Source organism: Actinoplanes cyaneus (genome assembly GCF_016862095.1).
Classification (GTDB): Bacteria; Actinomycetota; Actinomycetes; order Mycobacteriales; family Micromonosporaceae; genus Actinoplanes; species Actinoplanes cyaneus.
This window is the reverse complement of the sequence record NZ_BOMH01000010.1, coordinates 70,948-90,081: the sequence shown is the minus strand read 5'-3', so window position 1 is coordinate 90,081 and position 19,134 is coordinate 70,948. Positions and strand designations below refer to the sequence as shown.

The following is a 19,134-nucleotide window of genomic DNA, read 5'->3' as shown; positions in this document are numbered from 1 at the left end:
GATCAGATCCCGGGGATGAGCTGGATGAACAGGTCGAGGAGCTTGATGCCGAGGAACGGCGCGACGACCCCGCCGACGCCGTAGATCAGCAGGTTGCGCCGCAGCAGCGCGGCGGCCGACGACGGCCGGTAGCGGACCCCGCGCAGGGCGAGCGGGATCAGGAAGACGATCACGATCGCGTTGAAGACGACAGCGGAGAGGATCGCCGAGCCGGGCGAGTGCAGCCGCATCACGTTGAGCGTGTCCAGGCCCGGGTAGACCCCGGCGAACATGGCGGGGATGATCGCGAAGTACTTGGCGATGTCGTTGGCGATGGAGAACGTCGTCAGCGCGCCCCGGGTGATCAGCAACTGCTTGCCGATCTCCACGATCTCGATCAGTTTCGTCGGGTCGGAGTCGAGGTCGACCATGTTGCCGGCCTCCTTCGCGGCCGACGTGCCGGTGTTCATGGCCACGCCGACGTCCGCCTGGGCGAGCGCGGGCGCGTCGTTGGTGCCGTCACCGGTCATCGCGACCAGCCGGCCGCCCTGCTGCTCCTTCCTGATCAGCGCCAGCTTGTCCTCGGGCGTGGCCTCGGCGAGGAAGTCGTCGACCCCGGCCTCGGCGGCGATCGCGGCCGCGGTGCGCGGGTTGTCGCCGGTGATCATCACGGTCCGGATGCCCATCCGGCGCATCTCGTCGAACCGCGCCCGCATCCCGGGCTTCACCACGTCCTTGAGGTGGATCACGCCGAGGATCTGATCGTTCTCGGCCACGACCAGTGGTGTTCCGCCCTCGTCGCTGATCCGGTCCACGATGGCGTCGACCTCGGCGCTGTGCTGCCGCGCCCACGTGATCACCGAGGCGGCCGCGCCCTTGCGGATGCTGCGGCCGGGCAGGTCGACGCCGCTCATCCGGGTCTGCGCGGTGAACGGCACCCAGGTGGCGCCGGTCATCAGGCCCGCCTCACGCTCCCGTAGCCCGTACTCGCTCGTGGCGAGCACCACGATCGAGCGACCCTCCGGAGTCTCGTCGGCGAGGCTGCTGAGCTGCGCGGCGTCGGCAAGAGCCTGCGGATCGACCCCCTTCAGCGGTACGAACTCGCAGGCCTGCCGGTTGCCGAGGGTGATCGTGCCGGTCTTGTCGAGCAGCAGCGTGCTCACGTCACCGGCCGCCTCCACGGCCCGGCCGCTCATCGCGAGGACGTTGCGTTGCACGAGCCGGTCCATGCCGGCGATGCCGATCGCGGAGAGCAGCGCCCCGATGGTGGTCGGGATCAGGCAGACCAGCAGGGACACCAGCACGATCCCGGTCACGCCGTGCGCGGTGATCGCGGCGCTGTCCGGGGCCGCCGCCTGGTACGCCTTGCTGAAGATCGCCAGCGGCTGCAGCGTGACCACGGCCAGCAGGAAGATGATCGTGAGGGCGGCCAGCAGGATGTTCAGCGCGATCTCGTTCGGGGTCTTCTGCCGGTTCGCGCCCTCGACCAGGGCGATCATCCGGTCCACGAAGCTCTCGCCGGGCCGCTGGGTGATCCGCACGACGATGCGGTCGCTGAGCACCCTCGTGCCGCCGGTGACCGCCGACCGGTCGCCGCCGGACTCCCGGATGACCGGGGCGGACTCGCCGGTGATCGCCGACTCGTCGACGCTGGCGATGCCCTCGACGACGTCACCGTCGCCGGGGACGGTCTCGCCGGCCTCGACCACCACCACGTCGCCGAGCGCAAGGTCCGGCGCCGGCACGACCCGGCCGTCCCTCAGGCGCGCCATGGTGTCCTGCTTGGCGGAGCGCAGCGCGGCGGCCTGCGCCTTGCCCCGTCCCTCGGCGACCGCCTCGGCCAGGTTCGCGAAGAGCACGGTCAGCCACAGCCAGCCGGTGATCAGCCACGCGAAGAGGCTGGGCTCGGCGATCGACAGGACGGTGGTGAAGACCGCGCCGATCTCGACGATGAACATGACCGGGTTGCGCCACTGGGTGCGCGGGTCGAGCTTGCGCAGCGCGTCGGGCAGGGCGTCACGCCGTACGGCGGCAATCGTCTTTGTTGTGTTCCTGGTCTGGGTCTTTTCCAGAACGGCGGTCATGAGAGGCCCTCCGCGAGGGGTCCGAGAGCGAGAGCGGGGAGGAAGGTCAGCGCGACGAGCACGACGGTCACGCCGACGACCATGCCGACGAAGAGCGGCTGATGCGTCGGCAGCGTGCCCTCCGACTCGGGCACCGGCTGCTGCCTGGCGAGCGAACCGGCCAGCGCGAGCACGAGGATCAGCGGCACGAACCGCCCGAGCAGCATCGCCAGGCCGGTCGCGGTGTCCCACCAGCCGGTGCTGACGGTGATGCCGGCGAACGCCGAGCCGTTGTTGTTGGCGGCGCTCGTGAAGGCGTAGAGCACCTCGGAGAGCCCGTGCGGCCCGGTGTTCAGTGCCGTGGCGTTGTTGCCGGTCGCGAACGCGGCGGCCGTCCCGATCAGCACCAGAGCGGGCGTGACCAGGAAGTAGAGCGACGCCAGCTTGATCTCCCGGGCGCCGATCTTCTTGCCCAGGTACTCCGGGGTGCGCCCGACCATCAGCCCGGCCACGAAGACCGTGATCAGCGCGAGGACGAGCAGCCCGTAGAGGCCCGATCCGGTGCCGCCCGGAGCGACCTCGCCGAGCATCATGTCGATCATCGGCATCATGCCGCCCAGCGACGTGTACGAGTCGTGGAACGAGTTGACCGCGCCTGTCGAGGTGAGCGTGGTGACGGCCGCGTAGACCGCCGAGCCGCTGACCCCGAAGCGGGCCTCCTTGCCCTCCATCGCCGCGCCCGCCGCCTGCGGGACCGTGCCGGCGCCGTGCGTCTCGAAACCCACGGTCAGCGCGATGCTGGCGATCGCCAGGACCGCCATCACGGCGACGATCGCGTACCCCTGACGGTTCTGCCCGATCATCCGGCCGAAGACCCGCGGCAGGCTGAACGGGATCAGCAGGATCAGGAACAGCTGCAGCCAGTTCGTCCACACGCTCGGGTTCTCGAACGGGTGGGCGGAGTTGGCGTTGTAGAAGCCGCCGCCGTTCGTGCCCAGCTCCTTGATCGCCTCCTGCGAGGCGACCGGGCCCCCGGTGAGGTGCTGCGTCGCTCCGGTCAGCGTGGTGACGTCGGTGCCGCCGGAGAGGTTCTGCACCGTCCCGGAGATCATCAGGATCAGCGTGGCCAGCACACAGATCGGCAGCAGGATCCGCAGCGTGATCCGGGTCAGGTCGACCCAGAAGTTGCCCAGCGTGCTCGCCTTCCGGGCGGCGAAACCGCGCAGCAGCGCGACCGCGACGGCGATCCCGACGGCGGCCGACACGAAGTTCTGCACGGCCAGGCCGGACATCTGCGCGAGGTGGCCCATCGTGGACTCCCCCGCGTACGCCTGCCAGTTGGTGTTGGTGACGAAGCTGACCGCGGTGTTCCAGGCGACGTGGTCCTTGACCGGGTCCATGCCCAGTGACAGCCAGAGCCGGTCCTGCAGACGCAGCAGCAGGTAGAGAAAGAGGATCGAGACGGCGGAGAACGCCAGCACCGACCGGGCGTAGACGCCCCAGGTCTGCTCGGCCGCGGGGTCCACGCCGACCGCGCGGTAGATGCCGCGCTCCACCATGGTGTGCCGCTTGTCGACGACGACGCGGTACATGTGGTCGCCGAACGGCCGGTGGACCGCGGCCAGCGCGACCACCAGCGAGAGGGTCAGAAACCAGCCGGACATCAGAATCTCTCCGGGAAGAGCAGGGCGGCCACCAGGAAGGCGGCCAGCAGGACGGCCATGATCAGGCCGGCGAGGTTGACGGCGCTCATCAGCGTTCGACCGCCCGGACCAGCACGGTCAGCGCTGCGAACAGCGCCACCGTGAGCACGACGAAGCCGAGATCGGCCACGGGAGTTCTCCTGGGATCGAGGGGTTTTCGGGGTACGCCGGAACTCAACCTCGCCGCGGGCGCGGGTGGCAGGGTCGTTCACACCGCGCAGACGCCGTTCGCGTCGTTATTGACGCCCTGTTGACGCCGGGAGACGCCGGTCACCCCGCCGCGCTCGATGTCAACAAAAAGAACAGATCCTGAGAGTGACGTTCAGCTTCGCTGGGTACCTTGACCTGATTCGACGCCGATCCTCGGCGGCGGATCATGACGTGTGCGAGGGAGTTGATGTCCGCCGTGGGCGGATACGGGTGGCAAGTTGTCCTGGTCGTGGTTCTGGTGCTGCTCAACGCGGCGTTCTCGGGCAGTGAGATGGCCCTGATCTCGCTGCGGGAGAGCCAGCTCCAGCGCCTGGAGCGGCAGTCCCGGACAGGGCGGACCCTGGCCAAACTCGCGCGGGATCCGAATCGGTTTCTCGCCACCATTCAGATCGGCATCACCCTGGCCGGCTTCCTGGCGTCGGCGGCCGCGGCCGTCTCCCTCGCGCAGCCGCTGATCGGCCCGCTCGGCTTCCTCGGCACCGCCGCCGAGCCGGCCGCGATCGTGCTCGTCACGATCGTCCTGACCTTCTTCACCCTGGTCATCGGCGAGCTCGCGCCGAAACGGGTGGCGATGCAGCGCGCCGAGGGCTGGGCGCTGACGGTGGCCCGCCCGCTGGACGTGCTGGCGACGCTGTCCCGGCCGGTGGTCTGGTTCCTCGGCAAGGCCACCGACCTGGTGGTGCGGATGGCCGGCGGTGACCCGGACGCGGCCCGCGAGGAGGTCAGCACCGAGGAGATCCGGGACATGGTCGCCCAGCAGCAGGAGTTCACGCCGGAGCAGCGCACGATCATCAGCGGCGCGTTCGAGATCGCCGACCGGACCCTGCGGGAGATCCTGGTCCCGCGCCGCGACGTGCTGATCCTGCCGGCCGTGATGAAGTCCGGCGAGGCCCTGCAGCTCCTGGTCGAGGGCGGGCATTCGCGGGCGCCGGTGACCGGGCCGCTGGGGCTCGACGACGTGCTCGGCGTGGTGCACCTGCGTGACCTGATCGGCTCGGACGGGCACGTTATCGACCACATGTTCACGCCGCTCTTCCTCCCCGAGACGCTGAAGATCACCGACGCGTTGCGCCAGCTGCGCTCCCAGCGTCAGCAGCTCGCGCTGGTGGTGGACGAGCGCGGCGCGATCGACGGCATCGTCACGATGGAGGACCTCGTCGAGGAGGTGGTCGGCGAGATCTACGACGAGACCGACCGCGACGTGCAGTCGGTGGTCCGCGAGGACGACGGCGCGATGCTGCTTCCCGGCACGTTCCCGATCCACGATCTGCCGGACATCGGCGTGGACCTCGAGGAGGAGGACGAGGGCGACTACACCACCGTGGCGGGTCTGGTGCTGGCCCGGCTCGGGCACATCCCGACCGCGCCGGGCGAGACGGTGGCGATCGACGGGCACACCGCCGAGGTGGTCGAGGTCACCGGCCGGGCGATCACCCGGCTGCGGCTGCGGCCGGTCGAGAGTGAGAAGCCCGCCACAGTCGCCTGACCCCGGTGTTTGCCCGGCCGGCGGATCGGGCAGCGTGCGGCGGTGTTCACGATCATTGCGCTCGTGCTGCTGGGCGCGGTGCTCGCCTTCGCCGTCGCCCGGCCGCGCGGCCTTCCGGAAGCGGTCGCGGCGGTTCCCGCGGCGCTGATCTGCGTCGCCGGCGGCCTGGTCACCCCACGGGACGCCCTGCACGAGGTGCGGGAGCTGCTGCCGACAGTGCTGTTCCTGGCGGCCGTGCTGGTGCTGGCGCACCTCGCCGAGGAGCACGGGGTCTTCGCCTGGGCCGGCACGGCCGTCGCGCGGTTCGGCCGCGGACGCCCGCAACGGCTGCTGACCGCGGTCTTCGCGGCGGCCGCGGTGACCACCGCGGTGCTCAGCCTGGACGCCACCGTCGTGCTGCTCACCCCGGTCGTGCTGACCGTAGCCGCGCGGGCCGGGGTCCGCGCCCGCCCGCACGTCTACGCCTGCACGCACCTGGCGAACTCGGCGTCGCTGCTGCTGCCCGTCTCCAACCTGACGAACCTGCTGGCCTTCGCCGCGAGCGGGCTGAGCTTCGCCGGGTTCGCGGCGCTGATGGCCGTGCCGTGGATCGCCGTCGTCGCCGTCGAGTACGTGATCTTCCGCTTCTTCTTCGCCAAAGACCTGGACGGCCGGGCTTCTCTTCCGGAGCCACCCGGGCCGGCCCCGAAGTACGCCCTGGTCGTCCTGGCCCTGACGCTCGCCGCGTTCGCTGCGCTGCAGCCGCTCGGCGTCGAGCCGGCCTGGGTGGCGGCGGCCGGGGCAGTCGCGCTGGCCGTCCCGCTCTGGCCCAAACTGCGGGTCCGCACGCTCGTCACCGAGGCGAACCCGATGTTCTGCGCGTTCGTCCTCGGGCTCGGCGTGGTGGTCCTCGCGGTGCGCGCGAACGGGCTCGGCGACCGCATCGACGCGCTGGTGCCCCGGCACGCCGATCTGGTGGGGCTGCTCCTCGTCGCGGGGTTGGCCGCGGTGCTCGCGAACCTGCTGAACAACCTGCCGGCGACCCTGGTCCTGCTGCCGGCCGCGGCACACTCACCCGGACTGGTGCTGGCGGTGCTGATCGGGGTGAACGTGGGGCCGAATCTGACCTACGTCGGCTCGCTGGCGACGCTGCTCTGGCGGCGGATCCTGCATGCCCGGGACGCCGCGCCGCGGACCGGCGAGTTCCTGCTGCTTGGCCTGGCCACTGTGCCGTTGTGCCTGATCGCGGCGGTGGTGACGCTGTGGGCCGGCTTGCGGCTCTCCGGCGCCTCCTGACCCCGGCCCGGCGGTCGCGGTCGCGGGCTCGGCGGCCGACGTAGCGCCGGCCCGGCCGGCTAGGCGGTCACCGTCCGCAGCGCGGCCAGCGTCTCGGCCATGATCACCCGCAGGTCGCCCTGATCGGTTCCGGACACCCAGCTCTCGAACGCCACTCGCAGCACCAGGATCCCGGCCTCCGCCGCGAGCACCGCCTCGCGCGGCGCGATCCCGCGCGCTCGCAGCCCCTCGGCAAGCCGGTCCCCCAGCCGCGCCAGTTTGATCAGCTCACGTTCCTGCAGCTCGGGGTTGGCTCTGATGATCAGCTGCCGGTGCCGGGATCGTTCGCGGTCCTGCCCCAGCAGCCCGCCGCCGACGTCCAGCGCGGCCGCGACCACGGCCATCGGGCCCGCCCCGGCCGGCGCCTCCACGATCGCCCGCATCAGTGCTCCGGCCAGGTCTTCCGAGCCCGCGAAGAGCACCTCCCGCTTGTCCGCGAAGTGCCGGAAGAAGGTACGCGCGGTGACCCCGGCCCGCTGGGCGATCTCGGCAACCGTCGTCTGTTCGAAGCCGCGCTCGACGTACAGCTCCATCGCCGCCTCGCGCAGCCGCCCGGCGGCCCCGGGCTCCCATCGCACCATACGGTGATCCTAGTCATGTCACACGATGACATCACGTACGCTACGGTTCATGTCATCAAGTGACATCACATCTCGTGGAGGCTGTCATGCACGTCTTCGTCACCGGCGCCAGCGGCTGGATCGGCTCCGCCACCGTCACCGAGCTGATCAATGCCGGTCACCGGGTCACCGGCCTGGCCCGCTCGGAGGCCGCCGCCGGCCGGGTCGCCGCGCTCGGCGCCTCGGTCCTGCGCGGCACCATCGACGACCCGGAGCTGCTGCACGCCGGCGCCGCGGCCGCCGAGGGCGTCATCCACCTCGGTTACAACCATGACTTCACCCGGATGGCGGACGCCGCGGCGACCGACCGGCGGGCGATCGAGGCACTCGGCGCGGGCCTCGAAGGCACCGGGCGGCCGCTGCTCATCGCCTCCGGCGTCTTCGGCATCGCGCCCGGGAAGGTGATCACCGAGCAGGATGCCCCGGCCGGCCCCGGCCATCCGCGACAGGAGAACGCGCAGGTCGCGCTCACCTTGGCGGACCGTGGCGTGCGGCCGCTGATCGCCCGTTTCGCCCCGACCGTGCACGGTCCCGGCGACTACGGCTTCACCTCGATCCTGGCTCGGATCGCCAAGGACACAGGCGTTTCGGCGTACGTCGGTGACGGCGCGAACCACTGGCCGGCCGTGCACGTGCGGGACGCCGCGACGCTGATCCGCCTCGCGATCGAGCAGGCCCCCGCGGGCACGATCCTGCACGCCGTCGCCGAGGAGGGCATCCGCAGCCGTGACATCGCCGAGGCGATCGGCCGCGCCCTGGAGGTGCCGGTGCGATCGTTCCCGGACAGTGCGGCCGACGAGCACTTCGGCTGGGTCGGGCGCATGTTCGCGACCGACGCCCGCGCGTCGAGCGAGGCCACCCAGCGCCTGCTGGGCTGGAAGCCGGCCCACCCGACCCTGCTGGAGGACCTGGCCGCCGGTCACTACGTCGCGTGACCGCGGCCGGGGCTCAGTTGCCGCTCTCCTGGAGGACCTTTTCCCAGGTGATGGTCTTGCCGAAGACGTACGCCGTGGTCGCGATGATCGTCGTCCCGGCCAGCAGCAGCACGGAGCCCCACGCCGTGGCGTTGTAGCCGCAGAAGTCGTTCAGTGGCGTGGTCGGCAGGGCCAGTGCCCACACCAGGTACGCCGAGGTCGCCGCCGTGGACTCGACGATCGGCACCCGGAAGCGCGCCTGCGGGGCAACCTGCTTCTGGCTGCGATACGACAACCCGATCGTGAGCAGGACCGTCGCCACCCCGAGCAGGATCAGCCACACCCAGCGGGAGGTGAAGCTCGCCTCGCACGTGGCGCGGCCGGCCGGCGTGGTGACAGTGCCGAGCGCGGCCTGCACGGCGAGGTAGACCGAGATCGTCTCGGTCGGTACGTACTTGACGAGCTGGGTGAGGACCGACCCGGCGATGCTGGTGCCCGACGACGTGCGGGCCGCACTCTCGCCGGCACTCTTGGCCGCCTCGGGCTGGGCGCCCTTCACCATCTCCTCGGCGGTGACGGCGGCGGCGGTGGCGGCGGCCTGCTTCGGGGAGGCCCCGGGGGTGCCCTGCAGCCGCAGCGCGGCATCCTCGGCCATCGACGACAGGCTCATGGCACCCTCCGGCGGGTCAGAGATCGAGGCGACACTATGCGCGGAGGACATGCACGTCAACGAACTCGATCTGTCCGGCAGGGGACTCCGGATCCACCCGGCCGTGCACGCCCCGACGGGCACACGTGCCGGGCCGGCCTGCCCGATCGCCCGGCCGTGGAGCCGGCGGGCGACCCGGCGCCCAGCCCTGCGGCCGGGTGCCGGGTCCCGTCGATCAGAGGTTCATCATGATGCCGTTGGTGAGGGAACTGGGCTCCTGCACCCCGTCGATCTTGACCGGGCTGCCGGAGACGTGCTTGACGTAGACCCGCATGAGGAACATCGAGCCGCAGCTCGGGTCGACGGTGACGGTCGTGCCCAGGTACGCCGTGTAGTGGTGGGCGTCGTCCCGGACGTTGTTCGTGACCGTCGTGGCCGGCGCGGTGTAGCAGGCGTGGGAGTTGTCGGCGCCGAGCTGGATCACGTCCAGGCGGAACTGCACGGCGGAGTAGCTGTTCGCGGTCCGCGGCAGGCGCTCGGACTCCGGCACGCCGTCGCACGAGGCGGTTCCCTGGTAACAGGTGGTCACGGTGACGTTGGCGAGCGCCTGCACGGTCGTCGTGCCCGGGGCGTAGGCCCACTTCTTCGGGGTGGAGCCGTCGTTGTAGAAGACGAACACGTCCGACTTGGCGCTCGTGCCGATGAAGGTGCACTTCGAGTCGGCCGTGTTGTTGCCCTTGCTGTTGCACTGCAGGCTGTCCCACGCGCCCGCGCCGGCCTGGTCGACGTCACTGACCTGCAGGTACGACTTCCCGCCGGTGACCACGGCCAGGTGGTAACCGGTGATGCTGGTGCTCGCCGTCAGCCCGTAGAGGCCACAGGTGTACGACCCGGCGGACGGCGCGGTGAACAGCTTGTCGACCAGCAGCGGCAGGTGACCGGTCACCGCGTACGACGCGTCGGAGCCCTCATGGTTGCGGGACGAGACCGCGAGCCTGCCGATCCGGGCGTCCGACCCGGTGGCGAAGCACTGGATGGCGGCGTTGAACGCCACGACGCCCGTCGTGGAGCTGACGGTCTCGAGGCGTCCGCGCAGGTGCCGCGACTCGCCCGCGGCCAGGTTCAGCTGCGTGTCCACGACCTTCACGTACTGGGCGGACTGGCCCGTGGCGGGCGGGTAGATGTTGAGGCTCGTGGTCAGCGGGTACTGGTCGACCACGCCCTTGTCGGCCATGGCCGGCGCGGGCAGCAGCACGGCCACCAGCCCCAGCAGGGCCGCTATCACGATGTTCCGGCGTAGGTTGCGCACGTTCTCTGGTCCCCGATCCGTCGATGACGATCACTCGGTCGGGGACCGTACGCGAGGGCGGCAACCCTCCCGCGACGGGGCTGCCCGGTCACGTGCCGGCGTCGGCCTCGACGACGAAGACGGAACCACCACCCGGGTTGGGCTCGTAGTGGACCTCGCCGCCGTTGGAGCGCGCCAGGCTCCGGACGATGTAGAGGCCCAGCCCGGTCCCGCGGACCGTCCCCGCGGTCTGGCCGGCGCGGGCCATCCGGTCGAACAGCCGCGGCCGGAACTCCGGCGGCACCTCATGTCCCGATCCGAGCTGAGGTATCGGCAGCCCTGCGGGGAAACTGAGTGCCGGCGTCAGTCAGCGGCGGTCAGGCAGATCCCGTCCAGCATGAGGTCGACCGACCGGTCGGCGGCGGCCCGGGCAGCCGCCGCGTCGCCGGTCGCCTCGGCGACCCCCTGGACCATCGTGAACAGCAGGGCCAGGTCCTCGGGCACCAGGTCGGCGCGGACGTGCCCGTGCTCGCGGGCGCGCCGCAGCGGCCCGCTCAGCGCGGCCAGGGCGCGCCGGCGGTAACGGTTCTGGGTGGGCGCGTCCAGCCGGCGGAGCAGCACGACGAGGCCGCGCATCGCGATCTGGGTGTGCAGCACCGAGCGCAGCAGTTCCCGGAAGTGCTCCGGGTGGGCGGCCAGCCCGGCGACGGCCTCCTCCAGGCGGTCGAGCTGGTGCTCGATGACCGCGGAGGTGAGCGCGTGCCGGTCCGCGAAGTGCCGGTAGAGCGTGGCCTGGCCGACGCCGGCCCGGCGGGCGATCTCGGGCATCAGGGCCACCGGGTCGCCCTCGGCCAGCACCTCGGTGGCGGCCAGAACGATGGCCGCACGGTTGCGCTGAGCGTCTCGGCGACGGACGACCGGGGTTCCGTAGAGCACCGTTCCACCCCCTTACCGACCAGTCACGTTACCGGCCGGTAACGAGAATGTCATCACCTTCACTTTCTCGGTACGACGCCCCGCGCGGCGCGAACCGCATCGATCAGGCCCGCTCCCGCCGATCGGCCGGGACGGCTGCCCGGCCCCGCGGCTCGGGGCGCATCCGGCCCGATCGGTGCGGCCGCGGCGGCGGTTGCCCCGGGGGCAGCGGCTGCGGGACGGGCGGCGCGACCAGCGGGACGGCGGCGGCCCGTGGCGGCCGGAACCGCCGGCGGCGCGCCAGCAGGAGCACCACCAGCAGAAGGACGGCGGTGGAGCCCGCCACGAGCAGATACATCGGAGTCCGCGGGTCGTCCGGGCTCAGGACCATCGCGTGTCCGGTCCCGGCGGGAACGGCGCCGAGACGTACCGCGGACGCGGAAGCCGCAGCCGGACCGGAGCAGGAGAACAGCAGACAGGGCAGGAGCAGAGCCAGCACACGGCGCATCCGCCTCACCGCCCCGGAATGTCCACGAAGGACGCCATGCGACAGTACGCCGCGTCGTGTTCCTCGCACCGCCTGATATCCGACAGCCACCCGTTGCCTACGCAAGGTAGCCTCCTGATTACTGTTTGCCAATCTCGGGGGTGCGGCTTGGTCACGGTGCAAACGGTCATCGCCGGGCGCTACCGGATCATCCGTCCCCTGGGCTCGGGCGGCATGAGCCATGTCTGGCTGGCCCACGACGCCGTCCGGCACCTCGACGTCGCGATCAAGCAGTGCACGGTTCCGGACGGCCTGCACCCCGACCAGCAGGGCGTGGTGCGCACCTGGGCACTCAGCGAGGCCCAGGCCGTCGCCCGGATCCGGCACCCGCACGTGATCCGCACGTTCGACGTGCTGCCCGACCCCGAGGGCCCGTGGCTGATCATGGAGTACGTCCAGGGCCGCTCGCTGCAACAGGTCATCCAGGAGCACGGACCGATGCCGCCGGCCCGGGTCGCCCGGATCGGCCTGGCCGTCCTGGACGCGCTCACCGCGGCGCTGCGGGCCGGGCTGCTGCACCTGGACGTCAAGCCGGGCAACGTGCTGATCGGCGACGACGGCCGGATCGTCCTGATCGATTTCGGCCCGGCCGTGACCGCGGCCGGGGTCGCCGCCCTGACCGACGCGCGCGTCGTGCTCGGCTCACCGAAGTACATCGCGCCGGAACGCCTCTTCGACCGCGTCTCCAGCGCCGACTCCGACATGTGGTCGCTCGGGGCGACGCTCTACCACGCGGTGGAGGGCCGCCCGCCGTACGCGCGGAACTCGACCCCCGCCACACTGCGCGCGCTCGCGGCCGGCCCGCCGGACGCCCCGCGCCGCGCCGGGCCGCTCACCCCGGTGCTGGCCGGCCTGCTGCGCCTGCACCCGGCCGCCCGGATCAGCCCGGCCGAGACCGCTGAGCTGCTCCACCGGGTCGTCACCCCGCCCCGGTCGCGGATCCGGCGGCGGGTGCCGGCGCTGGCCGCCGCGGTCACGCTGCTCGGCGCGCTGGCCATCGGCGGCAGTGCCCAGGGTGGTGAGCGGCCGCCGGCCGCGGCCGCCCCGGCCGGGTTCGTCACGTGGACCGACCCCACCGGTTTCCGGGCCGAGGTCCCGGCCGGCTGGACGTCGAGCCGGATGTTCGGCGCGGTCACCTTCAGCGACCCGGCCGAGCGCGTCACCCTGCGGATCAGCCGCTGGCCGAACCCGCCGGACGACGTGGCCGCCGCGCTGCGCGCCGAGGAACGCTCGATCCGGCTGCCCGGCTACCGGCGGCTGCGGATCGAGGCGCTGCCGGAGCCACCGGACACAACTTGGGAGTACACGTACACCGACCCGGAGAACGGCCCGATGCGCGGCATCCGGCGGGTGCTCCGCGGCAGCGGTACGACCTACGTCGTCGAGTGGCGCGCGCCACGTTCCGAATGGGCAGCTGACCTGCCCAAACTATCGATGGTGGTGGAGTCGCTGGACTAGTGCACAATGTCGGCCATGTATGTCGGGATCACCGGGGTGGGCGCGTACCTTCCGGAACGTGAGGTCACCACCGGCGAGTTGCAGGACGGTGTGGCCCGAGCCGGCGGCATCCGCCTGCCACGCGGCCTGTTCGCCCGGCTCACCGGCATCGAGCGCCGCCGCGTCGCCGGCCCCGAGGAGTTCGCGTCGGCCCTCGGCGCGGGCGCGGCCAGGCGGGCACTGGCCCAGGCCGGCCTCGACCCGCTCGACATCGACCTGCTGCTGTTCGCCTCCGCCAGCCGCGACATGGTCGAGCCGGCCACCGCGCACATCGTGCAGACCGCGCTCGGCAGCCGCGCGCACGCGCTCGACGTCACCAACGCCTGCAACAGCTTCGTCAACGGCATCGACGTCGCCCGCTCGATGATCCTCGCCGGGCGGGCCCGCCGCGCGCTGGTCGTCACCGGGGAGACCCCGACCCGGGTGATGCGCGGCCGCGTCGACAGCATCGAGCAGGCACGACGCTCGTTCGCCGGGTTCACCTTCGGCGACGCCGGCGCCGCCGTGGTGGTCGAGCCGGTCACCGCCGGCGGCATCCTGGACATCGACACCGAGACGCACTCGCAGCACTGGGCGGTCGGCGGCATCCCGGGCGGTGGCTCGCGGCACCCGCGCGGCGACGAGCACACGTACTTCACCGGCGACGGGCACCGGCTGCGCGGCGTCTTCGAGAAGGTCGGCGCCAGCATCCTCGATCGGGTCCGCGCCCGCACCGGCCTCGAGCACACCGACTACGCGAAGATCCTGGTGCACCAGGTGTCACTGCCCTATCTGGACCGGTTCGTCGAGGTCACCGGCGTGCCGCGGGACCGGCTCGAGGTGACCGTGACCGAACTCGGGAACGTGGCGAGCGCGACTCTCGGCGTACAACTGGATCGGGTCCTGCCGGAGTTGAATCCCGGCGACAAGGTGCTGTTCATGGGGCTCGGCGGCGGGGTCAGCATCATGACCATGGTGTGGGAGCGCTCATGACCGGGACTGACCTGTGGGTCGTCGTCCCGGCGTTCGACGAGGCGGCCCGGATCGGCGCCACCCTGCACGCGCTCGCCGCACAGACCGACCGCGCCTTCACCCTGCTCGTCGTCGACAACGGATCGACCGACACCACCGCCGACGCGGTCCGGGCGTTCGCCGCCCGCGCGCCGTTCCCGGTCCACGTCATCGACGAGCCGGAGAAAGGTGTCGGCTGCGCCGTCGACACCGGCTTCCGGCACGCCATCGCGGCCGGCGCGCGCCTGATCGCCCGCACCGACGCCGACTGCCTGCCCGGCCCCGGCTGGGTCGCCGCGGCACGCGCGGCCCTGGACGCCGGCGCCGGCCTGGTCTGCGGCAAGATCACCGCGCGGCGCGACGAGCACGGGCCGGCCGGGCGCGCGTTCTTCGCCGGCCTGGTCGCGCTCGCCAGTGCGTTCGGCCGGATCCGGCCGGCGCACCGGGGCGACGGCTACCTCGCGCCGTACCGGATGCACGCGGGCAACAACATGGCGATCACCGCCGGGCTCTACGAGGCCTGCGGCGGCATGCCGCGCCGGCCCTCCCCGACCGACCGGCTCTTCCTCAACCGGGTCCGCGCCACGACCGCCGCGATCGTGCACAGCCGCGACATGATCGTGGAGAACTCGACCCGGCGGATCCGCGCGTACGGCGTCGTCCGCACCGCGAAGTGGTACCTCGACCAGGGCAGCGGCCCGCTCACCCCCGACCCCCGGTGACCGCTGATGCTCAGTGAACTGAACGCCGCCCTGCGACCCGGCGACGACACCCCGGCCCTGCTGGGACGGCGCCGGATCTCCCGGGGAGACCTCGCCGGCCTGCGGGACGCGTACGCCGGCGCCCTGCACGCCCGCGGCCTGCGCCCCGGCGACACCCTGGGCGTCGCCGTGCGGCCCGGGCCCCGCTCGCTCGCGGTGCTGCTCGCCGCGTACCGGATGGGTCTGCGCATCGCCGTCCTCGACCCCTCCGCCGGGCCGGACGTGCTGCTCGCCCGCCTCGCCCTGGCACAGCCGGCCCTGATCGTCGCGGACGCGGCAGCGCAGGCCGTCGCGAGCTGGGCCGCGCCCCTGGCCCGTCGCGCCGGGCTGGCCCTGCCCGAGCTGTCACGCCTCGCACCGGCGGTGACCGTGGGCCGCCGCCTGCCCGGCTCCGCGCCCGCGCTGCGAGCGGGCGGGCCACCCCCACCGGTCTTCGAGGGCGACGGCGACGCCGTGATCATCTTCACCTCGGGGACGACCACGAGCCCGCGCGCGGTCGTGCACACCCGGGCCGGGCTCGGCGCCGGGATGCGCGCCGTGGCGGAGCTCGTCCGCCCGGAGCCCGGCGTGCCGATCCTCGGCGGGATGTTCTTCGTGCTCGTCCCGGCGCTGGCCTCGGGCGCACCGGTCGGCGTGCCGTCCCGCCGCCCCCGCGCGCTGGCCCGGCAGATCGGCACGCTGCGACCGCAGGCCACCTACCTGACCCCGCCGCAGCTGCGGACCGCGCTGGACGCCGGGGTGCCGTTGCGCGGCCGCGTCTACAGCGGATCGGCGCCGGTGTCGTCGTCACTGCTCGGCCGGGTGCGGGCGGCCGGCGCGGACGAGGCCTGGTGCGTCTACGCGCTGACCGAGGTCTTCCCCGCGGCCGCGATCGAGGCCACCGGCAAGGCGGCCCACACCGGCGACGGCGATCCCGTGGGCGAGCTGCTGCCCGGGGTCCGCGCGGGACTGACGGCGGGCGGGGAGTTGCAGCTGGCCGGGAACGGGGTCTGCGACCGTTACCTCGGGGGCGAACCGCACGAGTGGGTGTCCACAGGAGACCTCGCCCGGCTCGACGGGCGGCGCGTCGTCCTCGGCGGGCGGGTCAAGGACATGATCCTGCGGCGCGCGGAGAACGTCTACCCCGGGCTCTACGAGCCGTCGCTGCACGTCCCGGGCGTGTCGCTGGCCGTCCTGGTCGGCATTCCGGCCGGCGACGGCGACGAGAACGTGGTGGCCGTCGTCGAGACCACGCCGGGAACGCCCCGGGCCCAGGTCGAGGCGGCGCTGCGCGAACCGCTGCGACGGATGGGCGGCGCACGGCCGGATCACGTGCTCTTCGCGCCGGTGCCGCTCGCCGGGCGCTCCCGGAAACCTGACCGGGCCGCCGCCGCGGCCTTCGCGATCGCGGCGGTACGGCGATGAGGCCGCTCGCCGTCATCGTCCCTGCCTACAACGAGAGCCGCTCGATCGGGGCGACCCTGGCAGCGCTGGCCGCCCAGACCGACACCGGTTTCACGCTGGTCGTGGTCGACAACGCGTCCACCGACGACACCGCCGAGGTGGTGCGGTCGTTCCCGGCGCCGTTCCCCGTCGAGGTGGTGCGGGAGGACGAACCCGGGGCGGGCACCGCGGCGGACACCGGCTTCCGGCACGCGATCAGCCGTGGAGCCGTGCTGCTGGCGCGGACCGACGCGGACTGCCTGCCCGCGCCGGACTGGGTGGCCACGGCACGGCGTCACCTCGGCGCCGGGGCGGAACTGGTCTGCGGGCGCAGCGTGCCGCGGCGTGACGAGCGGCCGTCGATCGCCGAGCGTTACGTATTCCCTGGGGCGGTGCGGCTTGCGGCGCTCTACGGGCGCTGGCGCCGGGCACATCGGGACCCCTCGTTCCGTACGCCCTATGTCCTGATCCATGGTCACAACCTGGCCCTGACGGCGGACCTGTACCAGCGCTGCGGCGGCACCGCCCGGGAACGTCTCGAGGACGGCTCGGAGGACGTGACGCTGCTCAACCGGGCGCGGCGGCACACCGACCGGATCGTGCGCGCCGAGGACCTCGTCGTGGAGAACAGCCTGCGGCGGCTGCGGGCCTGGGGCGCCAAGCGCACGCTGCTCTGGTACTGGGACCGGCGGTGGCGCCCGGCCGGCTCCGGTGAGGTGCACGTCCGATGAGCAAGCTCGCAGGCGAATCCATGAGCCGGGCCCGGCGCCGCGACCGGCGCGTCTACCTGTCCGGCCACCCGGTGCTGTTCACGCTGCTCGCGGCCACCCGGCGCCGACCGGCACGGCGACTGGGCGGCACGGTCCTCGCGCACTCCGAGGCGGCCGTGCGCGACGGGTTGACGCGGGTCCCGCTCGACCGCAACGCGCCGGGCACCACCGGGGGTGCCGCCGGCGATCTCACCGGCGGAGAGCTGCTGTTCAATCAGGACGGTGACGGGCATCGGGGGTCACGGCGAGGGCTCGCGCTCGGCGCCGACGCGGTGCAGCGGCTGCGTCCGGTGTGGACCGCGGTTCTCGACCGTCGCCTCGCACCGCTCGCCGCCGGTGAGCGGATCGAGCTGGTCGACGTGACCGCCGAACTGGCCGGAGCAACCGCGGCCGCCCTCCTCGGCGTCGACGCCGACCCGCTCACGCTGGCGTCCATGGCCCGGGCAGCCGCAGCGGCCGCCGCACGCGAGCATCTGCCCGGCATTCCGCGGCCCGGCGCCCGGCGCGCCGCGCGGGCCGCAACGGCACGGCTCACCGACCTGCTGGCCTCGCACGAGGACGCCGCGCTGGCGGCGATGCTCGCGGTGGCCGCCGTCACCACGACCGTGGCCGCGCTGCCGCGAGCCGCCGCCTGGTGCGCCGACGCCGGCCTGTGGTCCTTCGCCGGGACCGCACCCGACGCCCTGACCTCGGAGCTCCTGCGGGTGACCGCTCCGGCGCCGCTGCTGCCCCGGGTGGCGGCCGCCGCCGGAACGGTCGACGGCTGCCCGGTCCGGCGCGGGGACCGGCTGATCCTCGTCGCCCGCCACGCCGTCGACGCCCACCGGACCGACCCGTGCCCGGCCGACCCTGCACCCCCGCACGTCGCGCAACTGGTCTTCGGGGCCGGGCCGCACGCCTGCCCCGGCGCCCGGCTGGCCCGTCACCAGCTCAGCGACGCCCTGCGGGCCCTGGCCGTCCACCGGCCGCGGGTCGTCTCGGCCCGGGCCGACCGGCGCAGCGCCCTGCCGGGCTGGTCCCGCCTGATCCTGGCGCCCGACCGATGACCGCGCCGCGCATCGCCGTCACCGGAGCCAGCGGCTTCTGCGGGTCGGCTGTCGCGCTCGCCGCCGCGGCGGCCGGGGCTGACGTGATCTGTCTCGGGCGCCGGCCCGGACCGGTCGGTGAGCACCGATTCTGGGACGCCACCCAGGGGGCGCCCGACCTGACCGGCGCCGACGTCGTCGTGCACCTGGCGGCCGCGGTCGGCGACCCACCGCCGGGACGCGACGGTACGTTCCACGCGGTCAATGTGGACGGGACGGCCCGCCTGCTCACGGCCGTCGGCGACCGCCCGCTCGTCTGGGTGAGCAGCGCCAGCGTGTACACGCACAGCCCCGCGCCCATCCGGGAGGATCAGCCGCTGGGCGGGCTCACGGCGTACGGGAAGACCAAGGCCGCCGGGGAAGCACTCGCCCTGGCCGCGGGCGCCGTGGTCCTCCGGCCGCGGGCGGTCTACGGCGACGGCGATCCGCACCTGCTGCCACGGCTGCGGCGGGCCGTGCGCGGCGGGCGGGTGCTGCTCCCCGGCCCGGACATCGCGCTCAGCCTCACCGCCGTGGAGAACCTCGCCGACGCCTGCCTGTCCGCCGCGGGTCGACCATCCGCCGCCGGTCGGCTGACCGGGGGCTGGCCGCCCGGCGCCTACAACATCGCGGACGCCGTGCCGTACAGCCGGGACGCGGTCGTTGCGGCGGCCTGCGGGGTCCCGGTGCGGCACGTTGCTCTCCTGCTGGCCCGCGCGGTCGCCGCGGTGGGCACGACCGTCTCGCGCCTCACGCGGCGGTCGCCGGCCCTTTCCCGGTACGCGTTGGAGCAGCTCACCGCTCCGGTCGTCCTCGACATCACGCGGGCGCTGGCGCAGGATTGGGTGCCGCGCCGGACGTTCGCGGACTACCTCGCCGACCGGTCCCTTGCTGGCTGATCTCCTGTCGGCCGATCCGGCTCGATCGGCTGACGCCCGTTGC

The 19,134-nt window shown here is 73.0% G+C and carries 19 protein-coding genes; 10 read left to right on the top strand and 9 right to left on the bottom strand.

Annotated features, from left to right (window positions below):
* Positions 1 to 2 precede the first annotated feature (2 nt).
* Genes kdpB through kdpF form a run of 3 tightly spaced genes read right to left on the bottom strand, consistent with a single transcriptional unit; the run spans position 3 to position 3,795 of the window.
* Positions 3 to 2,063 (bottom strand): potassium-transporting ATPase subunit KdpB, encoded by a 2,061-nt coding sequence (kdpB, locus tag Acy02nite_RS07130; protein ID WP_239174362.1) that lies wholly within the window; start codon positions 2,061 to 2,063, stop codon positions 3 to 5.
* Positions 2,060 to 3,706, bottom strand: coding sequence for a potassium-transporting ATPase subunit KdpA (kdpA, locus tag Acy02nite_RS07125; RefSeq protein ID WP_203739011.1), 1,647 nt, complete (start codon positions 3,704 to 3,706; stop codon positions 2,060 to 2,062). The genes kdpB and kdpA overlap by 4 nt, the downstream gene beginning before the upstream one ends.
* Entirely contained in the window at positions 3,706 to 3,795 is a 90-nt protein-coding gene (kdpF, locus tag Acy02nite_RS07120) for a K(+)-transporting ATPase subunit F (RefSeq protein ID WP_203739010.1), read from the bottom strand. Before kdpF ends, kdpA begins: the two co-directional genes overlap by 1 nt.
* Before the next feature lie 347 nt (positions 3,796 to 4,142).
* On the opposite strand from kdpF, the gene Acy02nite_RS07115 reads away from it, so the two are divergent.
* Positions 4,143 to 5,441 (top strand): hemolysin family protein, encoded by a 1,299-nt coding sequence (locus Acy02nite_RS07115; RefSeq protein ID WP_203739009.1) that lies wholly within the window; start codon positions 4,143 to 4,145, stop codon positions 5,439 to 5,441.
* Positions 5,442 to 5,483: 42 nt separating this feature from the next.
* Positions 5,484 to 6,716: an SLC13 family permease gene (locus Acy02nite_RS07110; protein ID WP_203739008.1), complete on the top strand. Its 1,233-nt coding sequence runs from the start codon at positions 5,484 to 5,486 to the stop codon at positions 6,714 to 6,716.
* A 59-nt stretch (positions 6,717 to 6,775) separates the two neighbouring features.
* On the opposite strand, the gene Acy02nite_RS07105 is transcribed toward Acy02nite_RS07110, so the two are convergent.
* Positions 6,776 to 7,336, bottom strand: coding sequence for a TetR/AcrR family transcriptional regulator (locus tag Acy02nite_RS07105; protein WP_203739007.1), 561 nt, complete (start codon positions 7,334 to 7,336; stop codon positions 6,776 to 6,778).
* Positions 7,337 to 7,422: 86 nt separating this feature from the next.
* Between Acy02nite_RS07105 and Acy02nite_RS07100 the strand changes: the two genes are divergently transcribed.
* Positions 7,423 to 8,310 carry an SDR family oxidoreductase gene (locus Acy02nite_RS07100; protein ID WP_203739006.1) on the top strand — a complete coding sequence of 296 codons (888 nt, stop codon included), beginning with the start codon at positions 7,423 to 7,425 and terminating at the stop codon, positions 8,308 to 8,310.
* A 13-nt stretch (positions 8,311 to 8,323) separates the two neighbouring features.
* On the opposite strand, the gene Acy02nite_RS07095 is transcribed toward Acy02nite_RS07100, so the two are convergent.
* From Acy02nite_RS07095 to Acy02nite_RS07075, 5 genes are all read right to left on the bottom strand, one after another.
* Complete coding sequence (locus Acy02nite_RS07095) at positions 8,324 to 8,959, bottom strand: hypothetical protein (protein ID WP_203739005.1); 636 nt, start codon at positions 8,957 to 8,959, stop codon at positions 8,324 to 8,326.
* Positions 8,960 to 9,173: 214 nt separating this feature from the next.
* Entirely contained in the window at positions 9,174 to 10,247 is a 1,074-nt protein-coding gene (locus Acy02nite_RS07090) for a hypothetical protein (protein ID WP_203739004.1), read from the bottom strand.
* Positions 10,248 to 10,335: 88 nt separating this feature from the next.
* A complete protein-coding gene (locus tag Acy02nite_RS07085; protein WP_203739003.1) occupies positions 10,336 to 10,530 on the bottom strand; it encodes a sensor histidine kinase in 195 nt (64 codons plus the stop codon).
* A gap of 59 nt (positions 10,531 to 10,589) precedes the next feature.
* Positions 10,590 to 11,162, bottom strand: a complete 573-nt coding sequence (locus tag Acy02nite_RS07080) for a TetR family transcriptional regulator (RefSeq protein ID WP_203739002.1) — start codon at positions 11,160 to 11,162, stop codon at positions 10,590 to 10,592.
* Positions 11,163 to 11,265: 103 nt separating this feature from the next.
* Entirely contained in the window at positions 11,266 to 11,649 is a 384-nt protein-coding gene (locus Acy02nite_RS07075) for a hypothetical protein (RefSeq protein ID WP_203739001.1), read from the bottom strand.
* A 156-nt stretch (positions 11,650 to 11,805) separates the two neighbouring features.
* Here Acy02nite_RS07075 and Acy02nite_RS07070 point away from each other — a divergent pair, with 156 nt between their 5' ends.
* Genes Acy02nite_RS07070 through Acy02nite_RS07040 form a run of 7 tightly spaced genes read left to right on the top strand, consistent with a single transcriptional unit; the run spans position 11,806 to position 19,091 of the window.
* Positions 11,806 to 13,146 carry a serine/threonine-protein kinase gene (locus tag Acy02nite_RS07070; RefSeq protein WP_239174379.1) on the top strand — a complete coding sequence of 447 codons (1,341 nt, stop codon included), beginning with the start codon at positions 11,806 to 11,808 and terminating at the stop codon, positions 13,144 to 13,146.
* 15 nt (positions 13,147 to 13,161) lie between these two features.
* The gene (locus tag Acy02nite_RS07065; protein ID WP_203738999.1) at positions 13,162 to 14,157 is read left to right on the top strand and encodes a 3-oxoacyl-ACP synthase III family protein; all 996 of its coding nucleotides are present in this window, start codon (positions 13,162 to 13,164) and stop codon (positions 14,155 to 14,157) included.
* The gene (locus Acy02nite_RS07060; RefSeq protein ID WP_203738998.1) at positions 14,154 to 14,897 is read left to right on the top strand and encodes a glycosyltransferase family 2 protein; all 744 of its coding nucleotides are present in this window, start codon (positions 14,154 to 14,156) and stop codon (positions 14,895 to 14,897) included. The genes Acy02nite_RS07065 and Acy02nite_RS07060 overlap by 4 nt, the downstream gene beginning before the upstream one ends.
* Positions 14,898 to 14,903: 6 nt before the next feature.
* Entirely contained in the window at positions 14,904 to 16,340 is a 1,437-nt protein-coding gene (locus tag Acy02nite_RS07055) for a class I adenylate-forming enzyme family protein (RefSeq protein WP_203738997.1), read from the top strand.
* Positions 16,337 to 17,089: a glycosyltransferase gene (locus Acy02nite_RS07050; protein ID WP_203738996.1), complete on the top strand. Its 753-nt coding sequence runs from the start codon at positions 16,337 to 16,339 to the stop codon at positions 17,087 to 17,089. The genes Acy02nite_RS07055 and Acy02nite_RS07050 overlap by 4 nt, the downstream gene beginning before the upstream one ends.
* Entirely contained in the window at positions 17,086 to 18,174 is a 1,089-nt protein-coding gene (locus Acy02nite_RS07045; RefSeq protein ID WP_239174359.1) for a cytochrome P450 family protein, read from the top strand. Before Acy02nite_RS07050 ends, Acy02nite_RS07045 begins: the two co-directional genes overlap by 4 nt.
* The gene (locus Acy02nite_RS07040; RefSeq protein WP_203738995.1) at positions 18,171 to 19,091 is read left to right on the top strand and encodes an NAD-dependent epimerase/dehydratase family protein; all 921 of its coding nucleotides are present in this window, start codon (positions 18,171 to 18,173) and stop codon (positions 19,089 to 19,091) included. Before Acy02nite_RS07045 ends, Acy02nite_RS07040 begins: the two co-directional genes overlap by 4 nt.
* Positions 19,092 to 19,134 lie beyond the last annotated feature (43 nt).

Excerpts from the sequence above, each read along its gene's own strand:
- kdpB (WP_239174362.1), bottom strand. The coding sequence starts at position 2,063 with ATGACCGCCGTTCTGGAAAAGACCCAGACCAGGAACACAACAAAGACG.
- kdpA (WP_203739011.1), bottom strand. The coding sequence starts at position 3,706 with ATGTCCGGCTGGTTTCTGACCCTCTCGCTGGTGGTCGCGCTGGCCGCG.
- kdpF (WP_203739010.1), bottom strand. The coding sequence starts at position 3,795 with ATGAGCGCCGTCAACCTCGCCGGCCTGATCATGGCCGTCCTGCTGGCC.
- Acy02nite_RS07115 (WP_203739009.1), top strand. The coding sequence starts at position 4,143 with ATGTCCGCCGTGGGCGGATACGGGTGGCAAGTTGTCCTGGTCGTGGTT.
- Acy02nite_RS07105 (WP_203739007.1), bottom strand. The coding sequence starts at position 7,336 with ATGGTGCGATGGGAGCCCGGGGCCGCCGGGCGGCTGCGCGAGGCGGCG.
- Acy02nite_RS07100 (WP_203739006.1), top strand. The coding sequence starts at position 7,423 with ATGCACGTCTTCGTCACCGGCGCCAGCGGCTGGATCGGCTCCGCCACC.
- Acy02nite_RS07095 (WP_203739005.1), bottom strand. The coding sequence starts at position 8,959 with ATGAGCCTGTCGTCGATGGCCGAGGATGCCGCGCTGCGGCTGCAGGGC.
- Acy02nite_RS07075 (WP_203739001.1), bottom strand. The coding sequence starts at position 11,649 with ATGCGCCGTGTGCTGGCTCTGCTCCTGCCCTGTCTGCTGTTCTCCTGC.
- Acy02nite_RS07065 (WP_203738999.1), top strand. The coding sequence starts at position 13,162 with ATGTATGTCGGGATCACCGGGGTGGGCGCGTACCTTCCGGAACGTGAG.
- Acy02nite_RS07060 (WP_203738998.1), top strand. The coding sequence starts at position 14,154 with ATGACCGGGACTGACCTGTGGGTCGTCGTCCCGGCGTTCGACGAGGCG.
- Acy02nite_RS07055 (WP_203738997.1), top strand. The coding sequence starts at position 14,904 with ATGCTCAGTGAACTGAACGCCGCCCTGCGACCCGGCGACGACACCCCG.
- Acy02nite_RS07050 (WP_203738996.1), top strand. The coding sequence starts at position 16,337 with ATGAGGCCGCTCGCCGTCATCGTCCCTGCCTACAACGAGAGCCGCTCG.
- Acy02nite_RS07045 (WP_239174359.1), top strand. The coding sequence starts at position 17,086 with ATGAGCAAGCTCGCAGGCGAATCCATGAGCCGGGCCCGGCGCCGCGAC.
- Acy02nite_RS07040 (WP_203738995.1), top strand. The coding sequence starts at position 18,171 with ATGACCGCGCCGCGCATCGCCGTCACCGGAGCCAGCGGCTTCTGCGGG.